Annotated in this window: 15 protein-coding genes; 11 read left to right on the top strand and 4 right to left on the bottom strand. The window is 38.1% G+C overall.

The features are described 5' to 3' along the window. Window positions 1–253: 253 nt before the first annotated feature. The 5 genes from IGL93_RS02215 to IGL93_RS02235 all read left to right on the top strand — a co-directional run bounded on the left by IGL93_RS02215 (window position 254) and on the right by IGL93_RS02235 (window position 7,884). Window positions 254–2,440 carry a PBP1A family penicillin-binding protein gene (locus IGL93_RS02215; protein ID WP_002382970.1) on the top strand — a complete coding sequence of 729 codons (2,187 nt, stop codon included), beginning with the start codon at window positions 254–256 and terminating at the stop codon, window positions 2,438–2,440. 62 nt (window positions 2,441–2,502) lie between these two features. After that, window positions 2,503–2,844 (top strand): YlbF family regulator, encoded by a 342-nt coding sequence (locus tag IGL93_RS02220; RefSeq protein WP_002355518.1) that lies wholly within the window; start codon window positions 2,503–2,505, stop codon window positions 2,842–2,844. 155 nt (window positions 2,845–2,999) lie between these two features. Continuing rightward, window positions 3,000–4,235, top strand: coding sequence for a DNA repair exonuclease (locus IGL93_RS02225; RefSeq protein ID WP_002355519.1), 1,236 nt, complete (start codon window positions 3,000–3,002; stop codon window positions 4,233–4,235). Further along, window positions 4,232–6,943 (top strand): ATP-binding protein, encoded by a 2,712-nt coding sequence (locus IGL93_RS02230; RefSeq protein WP_010775584.1) that lies wholly within the window; start codon window positions 4,232–4,234, stop codon window positions 6,941–6,943. Before IGL93_RS02225 ends, IGL93_RS02230 begins: the two co-directional genes overlap by 4 nt. Beyond that, on the top strand, window positions 6,940–7,884 hold the full coding sequence (locus tag IGL93_RS02235) for a 3'-5' exoribonuclease YhaM family protein (RefSeq protein WP_002355522.1): 945 nt from the start codon (window positions 6,940–6,942) through the stop codon (window positions 7,882–7,884). Before IGL93_RS02230 ends, IGL93_RS02235 begins: the two co-directional genes overlap by 4 nt. A gap of 39 nt (window positions 7,885–7,923) precedes the next feature. On the opposite strand, the gene IGL93_RS02240 is transcribed toward IGL93_RS02235, so the two are convergent. The 3 genes from IGL93_RS02240 to IGL93_RS02250 all read right to left on the bottom strand — a co-directional run bounded on the left by IGL93_RS02240 (window position 7,924) and on the right by IGL93_RS02250 (window position 9,886). Beyond that, the gene (locus IGL93_RS02240) at window positions 7,924–8,952 is read right to left on the bottom strand and encodes a peptidylprolyl isomerase (protein WP_010713893.1); all 1,029 of its coding nucleotides are present in this window, start codon (window positions 8,950–8,952) and stop codon (window positions 7,924–7,926) included. A 163-nt stretch (window positions 8,953–9,115) separates the two neighbouring features. Continuing rightward, window positions 9,116–9,460, bottom strand: coding sequence for a YtxH domain-containing protein (locus IGL93_RS02245; RefSeq protein WP_002355526.1), 345 nt, complete (start codon window positions 9,458–9,460; stop codon window positions 9,116–9,118). Beyond that, window positions 9,461–9,886, bottom strand: a complete 426-nt coding sequence (locus IGL93_RS02250; RefSeq protein WP_002355527.1) for an HIT family protein — start codon at window positions 9,884–9,886, stop codon at window positions 9,461–9,463. It abuts the gene before it with no gap. Window positions 9,887–10,101: 215 nt separating this feature from the next. On the opposite strand from IGL93_RS02250, the gene IGL93_RS02255 reads away from it, so the two are divergent. The 4 genes from IGL93_RS02255 (at window position 10,102) to trmB (ending at window position 13,677) form a co-directional block, all read left to right on the top strand. Further along, entirely contained in the window at window positions 10,102–10,839 is a 738-nt protein-coding gene (locus IGL93_RS02255; protein ID WP_002363160.1) for an ABC transporter ATP-binding protein, read from the top strand. A gap of 1 nt (window position 10,840) precedes the next feature. Next, complete coding sequence (locus tag IGL93_RS02260) at window positions 10,841–12,052, top strand: ABC transporter permease (protein ID WP_010775585.1); 1,212 nt, start codon at window positions 10,841–10,843, stop codon at window positions 12,050–12,052. 128 nt (window positions 12,053–12,180) lie between these two features. Beyond that, the gene (locus IGL93_RS02265; protein WP_002355531.1) at window positions 12,181–12,960 is read left to right on the top strand and encodes a phosphotransferase family protein; all 780 of its coding nucleotides are present in this window, start codon (window positions 12,181–12,183) and stop codon (window positions 12,958–12,960) included. Between the two features lie 72 nt (window positions 12,961–13,032). Then, complete coding sequence (gene trmB, locus IGL93_RS02270; RefSeq protein ID WP_430600020.1) at window positions 13,033–13,677, top strand: tRNA (guanosine(46)-N7)-methyltransferase TrmB; 645 nt, start codon at window positions 13,033–13,035, stop codon at window positions 13,675–13,677. Window positions 13,678–13,736: 59 nt separating this feature from the next. Here the strand turns inward: trmB and IGL93_RS02275 are convergent, their stop codons facing one another. Further along, window positions 13,737–14,483, bottom strand: coding sequence for a MurR/RpiR family transcriptional regulator (locus IGL93_RS02275; RefSeq protein ID WP_002363162.1), 747 nt, complete (start codon window positions 14,481–14,483; stop codon window positions 13,737–13,739). Window positions 14,484–14,660: 177 nt separating this feature from the next. Between IGL93_RS02275 and pfkB the strand changes: the two genes are divergently transcribed. Further along, window positions 14,661–15,587 (top strand): 1-phosphofructokinase, encoded by a 927-nt coding sequence (pfkB, locus tag IGL93_RS02280; protein ID WP_010775586.1) that lies wholly within the window; start codon window positions 14,661–14,663, stop codon window positions 15,585–15,587. Window positions 15,588–15,591: 4 nt separating this feature from the next. Further along, on the top strand, window positions 15,592–17,010 hold the full coding sequence (locus IGL93_RS02285) for a PTS fructose transporter subunit IIC (protein ID WP_002355535.1): 1,419 nt from the start codon (window positions 15,592–15,594) through the stop codon (window positions 17,008–17,010). Window positions 17,011–17,036 lie beyond the last annotated feature (26 nt).

Raw genomic sequence — 17,036 nt, forward strand, 5'->3', positions numbered from 1 at the left:
GAAAGGCAGTTCCTTGAGAGATTCTTAAACAAATTTACATAAAAAACGAAGAAAAGCATGATAGAATAGAGGCTAAATAAAGACTCGTTTCTAAACGTAAGCAATTATTTACCTCTAGCGAAGGCAACATTTCCTTTGCTACAGCGAAAAGACCATTGAAATTGTTTTTCAAGAATTTTTCATGCTTTAGACCTAGGTCGTACCCACAAGAATATGGTAGACTTAGCCAAGAAACGTAAACAGAGGGAGTACTATGGACAATCTTAAACAATTTTTTAGTAAAGTCGGTGTCGGATTACGTCATTTTTGGACGTGGATAAAGCCTTATTTAATACAATTCCATCAAGCCAGAAAGCGGATTTGGAAAAAGTATCAAATCAATAAAATTTTCTTGTTAATTGGTTTGGTAGTCGCTTTAGGTGCCAGTATTTATTTATTTTACTTAGCCAAGTCCGCAAACGTTGAGACCCTAAAATCGGGGCTAAGTGAATCAACACGCGTTTATGACGAATCAGGAGAGGAAGTCGGAAAATTATTCGGGCAAAAAGGAACTTTTGTGGAACTGGATAATATTTCTCCTTATATTCAAGATGCGGTTATTTCAACTGAAGATCGCGCGTTTTATCAACATAAAGGGTATTCCATCAAAGGGATTGCCCGTGCGGTTGTTGGAAAATTGACCTTCGGGAAAATCGGTGGCGGTGGTGGCGGAAGTACAATTACGCAGCAATTAGCCAAAAATGCTTACTTAACGCAAGAGCAAACGCTAGATAGGAAAGCCAGAGAATTATTCTTAGCGATTGAAATCGAAAAGAAATATTCGAAAAAAGATATCTTAGCAATGTATTTAAATAATTCTTATTTTGGTAATGGTGTCTGGGGCGTGCAAGATGCAGCTCGTAAATATTTTGGCGTGGATGCGTCCCAAGTGACAGTGGGGGAAGCCGCAACGCTAGCGGGCATGTTAAAAGGGCCAGGAATTTATAACCCAATTGATTACATTGACAATGCCACAGCGCGACGGAATACCGTTTTACAACTAATGGTCGACAATAAAAAACTATCTCAAGAAGAAGCCAATCAAGAAGCGAGTGTTAACTTAGCGAGTCTATTAAATGACACCTATGTTGGCGACGAAAATAGTTACAAATATCCATATTATTTTGATGCGGTAATTGATGAAGCGGTCAATCGTTATAAATTTAAAGAAGAAGATATTTTAAATAAAGGCTACAAGATTTACACTTCTTTAAATCAAAAATATCAAGATGCGATGGATGCAACTTATAAAAATGATGCACTATTTCCACCCAATGCAGAAGACGGTGCCATGGTTCAAAGTGGCTCTGTAGCCATTGATCCGAAAACTGGCGGCGTGCAAGCACTGGTGGGCGGTCGAGGGGAACATGTTTATCGAGGCTTTAACTTTGCAACGCAAACAAAACGTTCACCAGGCTCGTCCTTAAAACCAATTTCTGTCTATACACCAGCTTTAGAGGCTGGCTATAAACCAGACTCTGTTTTAGAAGATAAACCACAAGATTATTATCCAGCGCAAAACTATAGCCGCACGTATAGTGGAGAAGTTCCTATGTATCAAGCCTTAGGAGAAAGCTTAAATTTACCAGCGGTGTGGTTATTACATCAAATTGGTTTAGATAAAGGCTATGAAAAAACAGAGAAATTTGGCATTCCGTTATCAGAAAAAGATCGGTACTATGGTTTAGCACTTGGAGGATTACAAACGGGTGTTTCGCCACTAACTATGGCGGGAGCTTATAGTGCCTTTGCCAATGAAGGCTATAAAACTGAAACGCATTTAATTACAAAAATCGTCGACTCAACTGGCGCAATTGTAGTTGATAATACTAAAGTCAAGAAAGAACAAGTCATTACCAAAGATGTTGCAGACGGGATTACAAGTATGTTACTAGGGGTCTTTAGTTCTGGGAGCGGGGTCAACGCACAACCAGCAGGCTACGTAATGGCTGGTAAAACAGGTACGACAGAAACCAACTTCGATAGTAGTAAAACGAACGATCAGTGGGTGATTGGTTATACACCAGAAGTTGTCATTGCTACTTGGCTAGGCTTCCAAGAAACCAGTAAAACCCATTATCTGGAAGGTAGTAGCGCCACATATGCTTCTCAGGTGTTCAACAGTCAAGCCAGTGGCATCTTGCCACAAGTCAAACAAGCACAATTTCCTGTCGCGGATGCTTATGCCACAGGTGGGAAAGTTGTTGATAGCAACGATAGTTTAACTGGTGGTGCCAATTCTAATTGGCGGGATAACTTGAAAGATTTTGGAAACTCTGTTCAAGATGGCGCTAGCAATTTCGGAGATACATTGAATGAAGTTGGGGGACAAATTAAAGACGGCGCGAAAAAAGTCAAAGACAAGATTGAAGGAATTTTCGGAGGCTTATTAGGAAATTAGTTGGGAAAACCTAAGAGAAATGGTACAATAAAGATGAAACTATTGAGAAAAGAGGGATTCCATTGAGTAACATTTATGATACAGCCAATCAGATTGAACGTGAACTACGTGAGTTAGATGAATTTAAAGCATTACAAGCAGCGTATGAAGAAGTAAAAGCAGACGAAGCAGCTTACACATTGTTTAAAGAATTCCAAGGATTCCAACAAGGACTTCAAGAAAAACAAATGCGCGGCGAAGAATTCACGGATGAAGATGCTGAAAAAGCACAAAGCATTGCAACGAAAGTGCAAGAAACAGCAGTTATCAACGAATTAATGCAAAAAGAACAAGCGTTTAGCTTAGTTGTCAATGATTTAAACCGAATTATCATGACTCCTGTGCGTGATATGTATAACGATTAATTTATGTAATTGAACTCTGACAAGTTGTCTATAAGACAATTTGTCAGAGTTTTTCTTTTACTGAAAATAAAAAAACGAACAAATTTTCGTATGTTTTTACTGACCAAGCTGGCAGAAAATGATATGATAAAGGGAGGAGAAAAGGAGGGGAAACGATGAAACTATTGCATACAGCTGATTTACACATGGATCGGTCTTTTGAAGGGTTAACTGGGATCCCGACAGCCTTAGCGAAGCGCTTAAGAGAAGCTAATCAACAATTGTTAATGAATATCGTAACAGTTGCCATTCGAGAAGCGGTGGACTTGGTTATTTTTGCAGGAGATACGTTTCATCAAAGTCAGACCTCTATTTCAATGCAAGCCCAATTGATGGCTGCATTAGAACAGTTGAAACAAGCAGAAATCCCTGTGATTCTAACATTTGGGAATCATGATTACTATAAAAAAGACCGCTATTGGTTTTCTTTTCCAGACAATGTCTTTTTATTTGAAAAAGAAATGGTTGAGACACTGTATTTTGAAACGAAAGCGGGCGAACAAGTGGCTGTTTCAGGGTTTAGTTATGAGCATCCCTGGATTGATGAAAATAAAGCACTAGAATTTCCTATCAAACAAGCAGAATCTGATATTCATATTGGGATTTATCATGGAGACACCAGTCGGAAAGCGCAACAAAATTATGCTCCGTTTACATGGAAGGATTTAAAAGCCACTGGCTATAATTATTGGGCATTGGGCCACATTCATCAGCCGCAAATTGTTAGTGAACAACCGCTAATTGTTTATCCTGGAACACCTCAAGGACACACGAAAAAAGAACAGTCTTTACAAGGGGTTGCAGTGGTCACACTTTCCCAAAATCAAGCGACTGTTCAATTTGAAAAAGTCGCAGAAATAGATTGGACGAATGAAGAAGTATCTCTTGCGCAATGCCGTGACACCCAAAGCGTTTTGTCTTATCTTGAAACCAGTTTGCTGACGAAGTGGCATGCGCATCAGCAACAGCAATTGATGGCGTTGACACTGAAAGAAACGCAACATTTGGATGTGACCGTGGTGCAAGCCATTGTCAATGGTGAACTATTAAGCTACTTACAGCAGCAGCTTTTACAAAAAACGCAAGGTGATTTTTTTGTTTATCGCCTAATACTGCAAGCAGAGGAACCAACGAAAGAACCGATCTATTTAGCCGCTAGTCCCAACTTATTAACGGCATTAGAAAAAACATACTTAGATCCAGTTATTTTTGAAGATACCACCAAGGAATTGTTACGTTATCCAGAATTTGCTGGAATTTTTTCAATGGATGAGCAGTGGCGATTAGAGAGCTTGCGCCTAGCACATGAGCAAATTAATGAAGACTTTACTATTCAGGAGGACCCACTATGAAATTACTCGCAGTAGAGATTGTGGGCTTTGGAAAATGGCAACAACAGAAAATTACATTTGAATCTGGTAATCAATTGCTGTACGGCGCAAATGAAGTTGGGAAGTCCACATTGTATCAATTCATTCAAGCAATGCTGTTTGGGTTTCCCACAAAGGGCAAAAGAAAACGCGATTACGCACCTAAAAATGGTGGCTCGTATGGTGGTCGTTTGTGGTTGGCACATCCTGTGTTTGGGGAAGTTCAAGTCGAGCGTTTTAAAGAAAAAAATAAAGGGCAAGCAATCATTTATTATCAACAACAAATGGGGGATGAAAAAACCTTACAGCAAATGTTACATCCGCTAACGAAAAAGTTATTTCAAGAGGTTTTTACTTTCCAACAAGAACAATTAATTACGAGTGACAAGTTGACAGAAGAGGAACTGCAAACATCCTTGTTAGCCATTGGTGTTTCTGGTAGTCAACAACTTTTGACTTACCGAAATGCGTACTTTAAAGAAGCACAAAAAATCTTTAAAGGTAAAGGACAGCAGCCATTACTCAATCAGAAGTTGGCGGCTTATCAAGAACTAAAAGAGCAAATTCAAGAGAAAGAAGCGCAGCAACAAACTTTTCAACAATTAGAAGAAACGATTCGCGAAACAGAACAACAGCGAGTGACACTGCAACAGCAATTAAAAGAAACGCAACAGGGCTTGTTACAGGTGGCGGAACAGCAACGTCACTTTCCCTTGTACGAAGAATGGCAGTCGCTGCCTGAAGAAACAGAGAACGTTGTTTTAGTAAAAGAAGACCAAGTTCAATTAGAAGAAACCTTTCAAGAATATATGTACCTAGACAAAGAACGACAACGTTTGACCAAAGAGTTATCTCTTCAGTCAGAAGCGCTCGATGTTCCAGAAGGCTATGCTTTTTACCTAGAACAAGAAGCATTGATTCAACAATTGTTGAATCAACGCTATGATATGCAACAATTGATGACGGAATCGGAATGGATGACCCAAACCTTTGATCAAAATCGTCAAGAAATGGTCCTTTTAGAGAACGAATGGTCATGGTCGCCTGAACGACCACCACAGCTTTTTTATGACAACGAAACCGTTCAAAAGTGGCGCCAACAACAAGTTGCGTATACGCAAGCTCTTCAAAAAGGACAAGAACAGAAAGCATTCTTGGCTTCTCAAATTGAAAATCTGGAATACCAGTTAACGGATTTTGAAAAAGCGCATGCCGCATTTTTTGGTGAAGCGACGCGTGCCCAAAAAGCGCAGAAAACAAGTCAACCACTTTGGTTATTGCTAGGAAGTATCCTTGCATTACTCGGTTTCTTTTTGCCAAGCCCTTTAAAATGGGGCCTAGTTCTCGTGGGAGTTAGTCTTATCGCAAAAGAAGTGCTTAGCTACGCCACTAGAAAAGAAGCTTCCTCTGATGAAGTGAAAGAAGAATGGCAGACGAAACTTTCGCAACTAGATTATCTAAATGAACAGTTCCAACAAGCGCTGAATCAAGAACGTGAGGCACAACTGCAAGTGGAACAACTTGAACAAGCAGTAGCGGAGCAAGCCCAAGTCCATCAATTAGGAAAAATGAATCAAATTGATACTTTAATGAATCAGCGGGAATTGATTACGCGCTATTTATTGCTTGTTCAAACAAATGAAGAACTCATGAGTCAATTGAAGGAAAATCAACAAAAACGCCAAGTATTTGAAGAACAAGTCTTCCCATTGATGACGCATTTACCCTTGCAAGGAAAGAGCCTTTCCGAAAAGTTACACTTTTTAGAAGGATTTGCTGAAGAAATGGAGAAAGTTCGCTTTGCTCAAGAGTATCAAGCAGATGGCTATCTCAAACAGCAGTTACGAGAGTTGAAAACTAAACAGCAAGAAGCGTTAACACGAATTCAGCCTTTACTAATTCGTTATCGGATTCTATCAATCGCTGATGTTCCAATGAGGATTCAACAGCTGACCACTCAGCAAGCTCAAGTTGGTCGTGGGCAAGAATTAGCGACACAATTAGGCAATCTGTTTCCAGAAGCGGTAACAGAGGCAACGTTAAAAGACCGTTCTTTACAACTGGCGCAGCAACAAGCACTGGTAGAAAGCCAGTTAAATAAAATACAAGAACAGTATCAAGCGCTGATTTATGAAAAACAACAATTAATGACGGATGGTACCTTAGATGAGTTGTATCAACGCCAAGCGATTTTAAAAGCGGAAATCAAAGAACTAGCTCAACGTTGGTCTGGGTATCAACTGGCGGGGCAACTGTTAATGGACCTATTAACAGAGCTTTCGGAACAACAATTGCCCAGCTTATTACAGTATGCATCAAGCTACTTTGCACTTTTAACAAGCCAGCGTTATCAATCAATCCAAGTAGCCGAAGGTCAACTAGTTGCGGTGACGAAAGAACAAGAAATGTTTTATTTACATGAATTATCAACTGGCACTAAAGATCAATTGATGATGGCTGTTCGTCTTGCCTTTTTAGCAGTCCAAGGCGAGCAACTGATTTGTCCAATTATCATTGATGATGGCTGGTTACACTATGATCATCAAAGAAAAGCCCAATTAGCTGAATTATTTACTAAATTTGGTCAAAAACAGCAAGTCATTTGTTTTTCTTCTGACCAAGAAATGGTAAGCTATTATCAGGACTTACAACAAAGAGTAATTGCGTTAGAAGGAGGAAGCGTCAAGTGAAAAAATTACGTGAATTAACAGTAGAAGAACTTTTTGAATCATTTGTTCTAATTAAAAATGCCGATGTACGTGTAGCTAAAAATGGGAAAAAGTTTATTGCCTTTACCTTTCAAGACACATCTGGCACGATTGACGGAAAATATTGGGACGCCTCTGAGGATGAAATTACACGATTTACTGCGGGAAACGTTGTTTTACTGAATGGGAAACGAGAAGTTTATCAAAACAAACCCCAAGTAAAAATTTTACACATGCGTTTAGCGACAGCAGAGGAACCAAGCCAGCCAAGTTTATATATGGAACGAGCGCCTTTGAAAAAAGAAGAGATGGTCGAGGAAATCAATCAAGTGATTTTTGAAATTACCAATGCTCATTGGAATCGTATTGTGCGCTATCTCATGACGAAATACCAACAAGAATTTTATGAATTTCCTGCAGCCAAACGGAACCATCATGCTTTTGCGAATGGCTTAGCTTACCACACTGTCTCAATGTTGCGCCTAGGCAAAGCAATTGCTAAGGAATATCCTGAAATTAACACGTCACTATTATACGCGGGGATTATTTTACATGACTTAGGAAAAGTTTTAGAGTTATCTGGCGCTATTACGACAGAATATACGGTGGCAGGGAACTTAATTGGTCATTTAGTTTTGGTGGATGAGGAAATTACCAAGGCGTGTTTGGCTTTAAAAATTGATGATCGAGAAGAAGACGTTGTCGTTCTTCGGCACATGGTCTTAGCCCACCATGGATTATTGGAGTATGGCTCACCTGTGCGGCCAAGAATTATGGAAGCGGAAATCTTACATCAAATTGATACCATGGATGCGTCCATTCAAATGATGCTAGGGGCCATTCGTCAAACACAGCCTGGGGAGTATACGGAACGAATCTTTGGTCTAGATAACCGCAGTTTCTATGTTCCAAAAGATAAATAAAAAAAGGGAGTGGTCAATCGACCACTCTCTTTTTTATGCTTATTTAGAAGAAGATTCTGTTGTTTTGCTTGAAGAATCTGTTGCTTTTTCAGAGTCGCTTGTTTTGGTATCACTTGTTTTAGAATCACTTGATTTTGATTCTTTTTTCTCTGAAGAAGAGCTTGAAGATTCAGTTTGCATGTAGCCTGCTAAAGCGTTCTTGAAGGCATCATCTTTAATTTTCACATTGGCCGCTTTTAATTCGTCACTAATAACTTTTGATTGGAATGTTGGGTCGGCTAATTTTGTATCTTCAGCAATTTTCTTGATCTCTTTTTCATAAGGTTTCATGTCATTGCCTTTTGCTTTGTTTTTCGTCATTTTCACTACATAGTAAGTTGTTTGGTACGTTTGTGCGTTTGTTGCAGCAATTGGTTCTGATACTTCGCCATCTTTTAGTTTGAAGGCTGCTTCTTTAACTTCGGCAGGAACAGTTGTTGATTGTGAATCAAATTTGATTTTACCGCCGTCTTTTTTCGTTGCAGCATCGGTTGATTTGTCTTTAGCAATTTTTGCGAAATCGCCGCCGTCAGTGATTTCTTTCTTGACAGCTTTTGCATCATCTTCTGAAGCAACTTGGATAATTTGTGCTTCTACTTCTGGATGGAAGCTTGCCCAAGCTGTTTTTAAGTCTTCATCTGTAATTTTCAAATGATCTTTCAAACCTACTTGCATTGCTTCGGCTTGTTTTAATTGTTTCTTGAATGATTTTTCAGTCAAACCAGCTTGTGTTAGTGCATCAGAGAATTTTCCGCCTTGCGCTTCCACTTGTTTTTTAGCGTCATCAAATTTCTTTTGAATGGCTTTGTCAGTTACTTTGTCGCCATATTTTTCTTCAAAGACTTTATAAATAACCATTTGGCTAAACGCTTGTTGGCTCGTGCTTTGTTCTTTAATTTGGTTATAAAAATCATCAACAGTAATTGTTGAACCTTTCATTGTTGCGATATCTTTTGAACCGCTTGAACACGCTGCTAAACTAAAAACGGCCATTGCGCCCGCTGCAGCTAAGATTAGTTTTTTCTTCATTCTCTTATGCACTCCTGTTTTTTTTAGTTTTATTTCTGTTATAACTATACCATACCTCATTTTGAAAAAGAAAGAGTCTCAGGCATAGTTTCAAACAAAATTCGTATTTACGTCACACTTTTTATTTTTTTAATAACAAAAGAAATAATTAACATCAAAGACTTTACTTTTGCTTGTTGGTTTGTGTGTCAGGTAATTCAGCCGTGATTTTGGCAATTTGTTCTTTAATTTGAGCAATCCGAGGTTCCGCTTGGAATTTGAAATCAGTGATTTCTTGTTGCAGGTCTTTTGAAAATTCAGTTGCCAGAGGAACGTTTTCTTCGACAACTGCCAAATTTCGTTGCACCTGATCCCAGTCATTCGTGACTTGATTTTTCAGTGAACGATAGTCCTCTAGCTCATTGATTAAATGTTGGCGTGTTTCTTTCCCGCTTCTTGGAGCAGCCAACAAGCCGCCAATGGTACCGGCAGCTGCGCCAAAAAAGAGACCTTTAATAAATTTTTTCATTTAGTTCACCTGCTTTGCAATGGTCTCAGCAATTTCTTGCATCGCTTCGGCGGAATAGTCCTCTTGATGGTTGCCAAAATGAATAGAGAAATCATCTTCTTTTGAATAACGGGGAATCAAATGAACGTGGGAATGGAAAACGGATTGATAAGCCACTTCCTTATTGTTATTTAAAATGTTTAATCCTTCCATTTCTGGAAAAGCTTTTTCTAATGCTCGTGCTACTTTAGGAATACGAGCAAAGACGTCACTTGCTAAAACGTCATTATATTCAAAAATATCAGCAACGTGTTGTTTTGGAATCATTAAGGTATGTCCTTTGGTCACTTGTGTGATGTCTAAAAACGCGTAGACTTTCTCGTCTTCATAGACTTTATAACTTGGGATTTCGCCGTTGATAATTTTACAAAAAATACAATCATTCATGAAAAATTCCTCTTTTCTCTAGGTTCTTTCCTTTACTTTACCACAAGTTGATTTCTCTGTGGATGAAAAAGTACGTGAGTTCGCTAAAAAGTTCGTTTCATTTCGTGTATAATAAGAGAAAGAAAAAAATCCATTTAATTAAGGGAGTAATTTTTGAATTCTTGGTTCGCTTAGGGTTTAATAATGGTAGAGAGAAAAGGTTGGAGGCAAAAGAAATGAGCTTAACAATTGAACATTTAACAGGAGGTTACGGCCATATTCCTGTCTTAAAAGATATTAATTTTGACGTCAAGTCTGGTGAAATGGTTGGTTTAATCGGCTTGAATGGTGCGGGGAAAAGTACCACCATCAAAAATATTATTGGGTTACTTACGCCGCAAAAAGGCAAAATTATGATTGACGGGGAAACATTGCAACAAGCCCCTGAAGAATATCGTAAAAAAATCGGGTATATTCCGGAAACACCTTCTTTATATGAAGAATTAACATTGAAAGAGCATATCGAAGTAACGGCCTTGGCTTATGATATTCCATTAGAAGAAGCATTCAAACGAGCAGAACCATTACTAAAAACGTTCCGTTTAGACAATAAATTGGAATGGTTTCCTGCTAATTTTTCAAAAGGCATGAAACAAAAAGTCATGGTACTTTGTGCATTCTTAATTGAACCGAGTTTATATATTATTGATGAACCTTTTCTAGGCTTAGATCCTTTAGCAATTCATGCTTTATTAGAATTAATGGATACGATGCGTAAGCAAGGGGCAGCGATTTTAATGTCCACGCATATTTTAGCAACAGCTGAAAAATATTGTGATCGTTTTGTGGTACTACACGAAGGGAAATTACGGGCAAACGGTACAATGGCTGAATTACGTGCAGAATTTAATTTACCAGAGTCTTCTTTAGATGATATTTATCTTGCCTTGACGAAGGAAGAAAAGGTGGGGTAACATGGGCGAATTTTTTAGTCAACGTTTGTCACGGCATTTCAAAAAAATGTCCAAGTACTTGCGCTATATTTTAAATGATCATTTTGTTTTAGTCTGTATGTTTTTATTAGGCGGATTAGGTCTGTACTATTCCCAGTTGTTAAAAGAATTACCTCGTGATTTTGTTTGGGGCAGACCGTTAATTCTATTGGGCTGGCTGCTACTCATTCAAGTTGGTAAGTTGGCTACTTTGACAGAAGAGCCAGACAAGGTTTTTTTATTACCAAAAGAAAAACAATTCGCTGCTTATCTGAAACGGGCGCTGCGCTACTCTTTAATTTTACCGATTGTGGTCAGCTTTCTAGGAAGTGGCCTATTGATGCCGTTGATTGTAGTCACAACAGGTTGGTCGTTTCAAACCTTCTTTTTATTTTTGGTCATGCTAGTTTGTATGATTTATACACATCTTAGTTTACAAAGCTATGGGCTCTATCATCTTTCGTCAACCACTTACCGTAGTTGGTGGTTCGTTTGGTTGATCAGTAGTCTCTTGATTATGACGGGAGCCATTTACTGGACGCCTTGGGTTGGTGTGATTGGTGGTATCATTCTGGCCGTTTGTTTATCGAGTATTTGGCAAAATAAGATGAAACAGAGTTTCTTGGATTGGGAAAAAATGATCCAAAAAGAACAAAACAGAATGCATAGAATTTATAAATTCATTCAGCTGTTTACAGATATTCCTGAAGTGAGTAGTACAGTGAAACGTCGTAAATACTTAGATCCTCTCCTCGGAGTAGTCAAAAAAACATCTGAGAACACGTATGCTTACTTATTCATTCGGAGCTTTTTACGAGGTAGCGAATATAGCGGCTTATTGTTTCGTTTGATTTTGGTTGGTGGCGTGCTACTCTTCTTTTTACAAGAATTCTGGATTGCGTTGGTAGTTGCTTTATTGTTTGTCTATTTAATCGGGTTCCAGTTGATTCCCATGTACACGCAATTTGATTATATGGTGATGACACAGCTATATCCAATTTCAATAGAAAAAAAACAAGCAGCAATTCGCCGGTTAATTGGCGGCGCATTGTCTGTTGCGGCCATTATTTTTGGTGGGATTGTCTGCCTTCGTTTAGGCAATTTGCAAAATAGCTTGATCATTCTGGGTGCCTTAATTGTAGAAGTTGTGATTTTCACTAAAATGTATGTTCCAATGCGCTTGAATAAGTTATAAAGATGAGAAAACCCAGCAAAATTTACAAAAGAACCACATAGAAGCTTGACGAAGCAAGGTTTGGCGACTAAAATGGTAATTGCTGTAAAAATTGCAATAAAATTGTGTTGAGATAGGAGATAATTTCCATGGAATTTCAGTTGGATAAAGACTGGCGTCTGCAGCCGATAAAGGGCGCAACTGGTCAAACATACATGGGAATAAAAGAAACAGAGAAAGTGTTCATTAAACGAAACACTTCTCCACTTCTTGCAGCATTGTCTAAAGAAGGGTTAGCCCCGAAGATGATTTGGACAAAGCGGACAGCGAATGGCGACGTACTAACAGCCCAAGAATGGCTGGAAGGACGTTTATTACATGCGGACGAAATTGGCAAACGCAATGACGTGATTGACGTGTTATACCAATTGCATCATTCCAATTTGCTGAAAGACATGTTGAAAAAAATTGGTGGCGAAGTTTGTACCCCGCTAACAATGTTGAAAGAGTATAAGCGTCAACTACCTAAAGAATTAAAACGAAACAGTTATTTAAAAGAAGTAATCACTTATTTATATAATCATTTACCAGAATATCCAGAGACTAGTTATGTAGCTGTCCACGGCGATGTGAATCATCGGAATTGGTTAGTCTCGAATAATTATCTCTATTTAGTAGATTGGGATTCTGTGATGGTCGCGGACCCAGCGGTAGATTTAGGAATGATTTTGAGTCATTATGTGCCTCGTTCCGGTTGGAATCAATGGTTACTATCTTATGGTTTAATTCCTAATGAAAGTACAGTTCAACGAATTTATTGGTATGGTTTATTTAGCTTTTTACAAGAGATTGTTCGTCATCACCAAGAGGGCGAAAGAAGAGCAATGACTGCAGAAATTTTACAATTAAAACGAATGTTTAGTAGTTAAACTAATTCATTTAACATCCACACAGGCTGGCGAATTTCACCAGTCTGTTTTTAAAAGAAAGGAATTTTAAATATGCGTGTAAGAAATAGACTCGGAGCAGCAGAATATATGGCAAAATATCCACAATATGTGGTAGAAGGTCCTGAAAAATGGCAAGGGAAATGGCAAGAACGTTTTGGCAATAATCATCCCATCCACATTGAAATTGGTTCAGGTAAAGGTCGTTTTATTTATGAAATGGCTAAAGCACATCCTGAAATTAATTATATTGGTATCGATATGCAATTAAGTATTTTATCGATTGCATTAGATAAGCTAGTGGCCGAGCCGTTACCTAATCTACAGTTATTGCGAGTAGACGGCGAAGCATTAACAGAATATTTTGCTGAAAATGAAGTAGATTTAATCTATTTAAATTTTTCAGATCCTTGGCCAAAGAAAAAACATGAAAAACGTCGTTTAACGTATAAAAACTTTTTAGCGACAGATGAAATTATCTTAAAACCAAATGGAGAAATTCATTTTAAAACGGATAATCAAGGGCTCTTCGAATACTCATTAAGTAGCTTTTCTAAATATGGCATGATTATTGAACGTGTATGGCTAGATTTGCATAATAGCGAGTTTGAAGGCAACATTATGACAGAATACGAAGAAAAATTTTCTAGTCGTGGTCAACGAATTTATCGAGTAGAAGCACGTTTTGTTGCAAAATAAAAACAAGCATTCCTTTATTTTAAGTGAAGGAATGCTTGTTTTTTATTATTTAAGAAAGCCTAAGTTGTCGTTCTTAAAGCATAGGCGTCCAATAAAATTCTGGCCAGAATGGATAGTGGTAACCGTGAACGCACTTCATAATCGGGGAAAAAGGAGCCTTCTGATTTGAAACCTACGAACGGAATTTCAATATATTTCATTAAACTAGAGTGTTTGCTTGCAGTTAAAAGGATAGTCCCAATTTCTGAGTCGTAACAGTTTTTACCAGCGACAACTAATTCTTGGGTTTCTCCATTTAAGGAAACAAAAAGAGCCACATCTTTTTTTGATAACTTTTTACTAATATTTTTAATAATTTCTGGGTCCGTATGCAGCTCACAGTATTTGCCAGCCAATTGAAACTTAACCATCATTTCCTGAGCAATTAATTCTGAAAAACCTCTAGCAAAGATAATAATCCGTCGAGAAGCTTTGATTTTTTGGATTGCATCTTCGATATTACCAATTTCAATCATGTTAATCGTGCGAGTTACTTCTTCTTCATTCTTTAAAATGGCCGTCCGAATTCCTCGGTCTACTTTTTCTAATGCTGAAAAATTTATATTTTGGTTTTCTTTATCTTTCAAGTGATGCTTGAAGGATGTGAAACCTTCATAGCCTTTCTTTTTCATGGTTCTTACAATCGTCGCAGTTGATACGTTGGCTCGTTCGCTTAATTTTACAATGGAATAATCAGGGATTTCTAAAATATGTGTTTCGATAAAATGCCAGAGATATTGCTCTGACTCACTCAATTTTTGTTCCATAATGGCCAGCCCTTCTTTCTTTCGCTAAAAAACATTTATAAGCCTATTTTTAATGAAAAAAAATAAAAAAGCTAGAGAAATTATGAAATTGTAAATGTTTTCTATATTTTTGCGAAAGAATGAAAACCTTTACATAGTATTTTGAGACATAATAAAGAGGAGAAAGGAGGAACTACAGTGACTATTTATACATGTACATTAAATTTAGCCATTGATTTATTTATCGAAACAGAAGAGCTAGTTCCTTTTGTCGTGAATCGCACGAAGGAAGATGATATTCAAGCAAACGGGAAAGGAGTCAATGTTTCCCTAATTTTAAAGATGTTAGGGATTGATAATACCGCTTTGGGAGTCAAAGCTGGTTTCACTGGGAACTATGTCGAGGATTATTTAAAAGAAAAAGAGATAACCACTGATTTTATCGAAGTCGCTGGCACAACGAGAATTAATGTGTTTACAAAAGTTACCCAAGATCAAAAGGAATACAAATTAGTCAATAAAGGACCAAAATTATCTGAAGAACATGTACGACGTTTTTTGAAAAAAATTTCAGAGTTACGTAAAGGGGATTATTTGTGTGTATCAGGAAGTTTACCACAAGGGGTTTCGCCAAGTATTTTGATTGAAATTAGCCGAATTTGTTTTGAAAAACAGGTGTTCTTAATCTTAGACAGTAGTTATGAAGAAATTTTAGATTGTTTGCCTTATCAACCATTTTTATTGAAACCAAATGAAGAAGAACTTCAAGAGTGGTTTCATACAGAAGTGCAGACTAAGGATGATTACATTTTTTACGGACAAGAATTACTGAAGCGGGGAGCCAAAAATATTTTACTTTCTTTAGGTAGTGAAGGGGCTTTATTTATGAACAATGAAAAGGTTCTTTCAGGTAATTCACCAACTGGAATGGTTGTGAATACAGCTTGTTCAGGGGATGCAATGTTAGGTACCTTTTTAGCTGGTTGGCATCAAGGACTTTCATTGGAAAAAAATTTAAAAAGAAGTATTGCAGCAGGTAGTTCAACAGCATTTCGCAAAGGATTGACAGATTTTTCAGATGTTCAGGAGTTAGAGCAACAAATAAAGATTCAAGAGGAGGAATAAACAGATGGCTACGTATCAATTAATAGCTGCTACAGGTTGTCCGACGGGAATAGCGCACACGTATATGGCACAGGAGGCATTGGAACAAGCGGCGAAACGTAAAGGTATTACGATTAAGGTTGAAACACATGGTCAGATTGGTATAGAAAACGAGTTAACACCTGCAGAAATCCAAGGAGCGGAGGCAGTCATTATTGCCGCCGACAAAGACGTTCAAGCAGAACGTTTTGCTGGGAAACGAATCATTGATGTCCCTGTCAGTGTGGGGATTAAAGAAGCAGATCGCTTAATTGAAGAAGCACTCGCAGGCAAAGGATCGATTGCAGCCGAAAACCAAGCAGTGGACGAACTTGAACAGGAGACACAAATTTCTTCAGGAAATGTTGGACATAGTATTTATAAAAACTTAATGAATGGCGTCTCTCACATGTTGCCGTTTGTAGTAGCAGGCGGCGTTTTAATTGCTCTTTCTTTTGCTATTTGGGGCATTTATTCATTTGATCCAGAAAGTAGTCAGTATAATGCTACCGCTGCTATGTTAAAAAGTATTGGTGATGCCTCAATGGGAATGATGGTGCCAATCTTATCTGCGTATATCGCAGAGGGGATTGCGAAACGACCTGGTTTGGTTGTGGGCTTTGTCGGTGGTTTGATTGCTAACACGGGTGGTACTGGCTTTTTAGGAGGGATATTATCTGGTTTCCTTGCTGGGTATTTCATTCTTTTATTACAAAGAGTATTTAAAGGTTTGCCTAAATCATTAGATGGTTTAAAAGCAATTTTCCTTTATCCAGTCATTGGCGTTGCAGTTATTGGTATCACTATGTCTTTATTAGCAGATCCGATGAAAGCTGTTAATGAAGGAATGATGAGCTTTTTAGCTAGTTTCCAAAACTCCAGTCCGTTGGTTTTAGGAATAATTGTGGGTTGTATGTGTGCCTTTGATATGGGAGGTCCAGTTAATAAAGCGGCCTATGTTACTGGGACGGCACTCTTAGCTCAAGGAAATACTTCTTTTATGGCAGGAGTTTCTGCTGCCTGCATAGCGCCACCTTTAATTACAGGCTTTGCTACATTATTCTTTGGAAAATACTTTGACACAAATGAACGCAATGCGGGGCTAGTGAACTTTATTTTAGGCTCCACACATATTACAGAAGGCGCTATTCCGTTTGCGGCAAAAGACCCATTAAAGGTTTTACCAATTATGATGCTCGGATCTTCAATTGCGGCAGTCCTAACGTATATGTTTGGGGTACAAGTGCCAGCACCTCATGGAGGATTTCTTGTTTTACCAGTTGTTACTCACGCTGTTCAATGGGTTCTGGCAATTTTAGCTGGTTCATTGGTAGGCGGTTTATTGCTAGGTTTTGTACAAAAAAGTAGAATCGCCAAACAAGAGCAATCGTTATCAAAAAAATGAAATAACAGGAATTAGGAGTGGATGGA

It is taken from the genome of Enterococcus sp. DIV1328a, assembly GCF_050536905.1.
GTDB classification, from domain to species: domain Bacteria; phylum Bacillota; class Bacilli; order Lactobacillales; family Enterococcaceae; genus Enterococcus; species Enterococcus faecalis.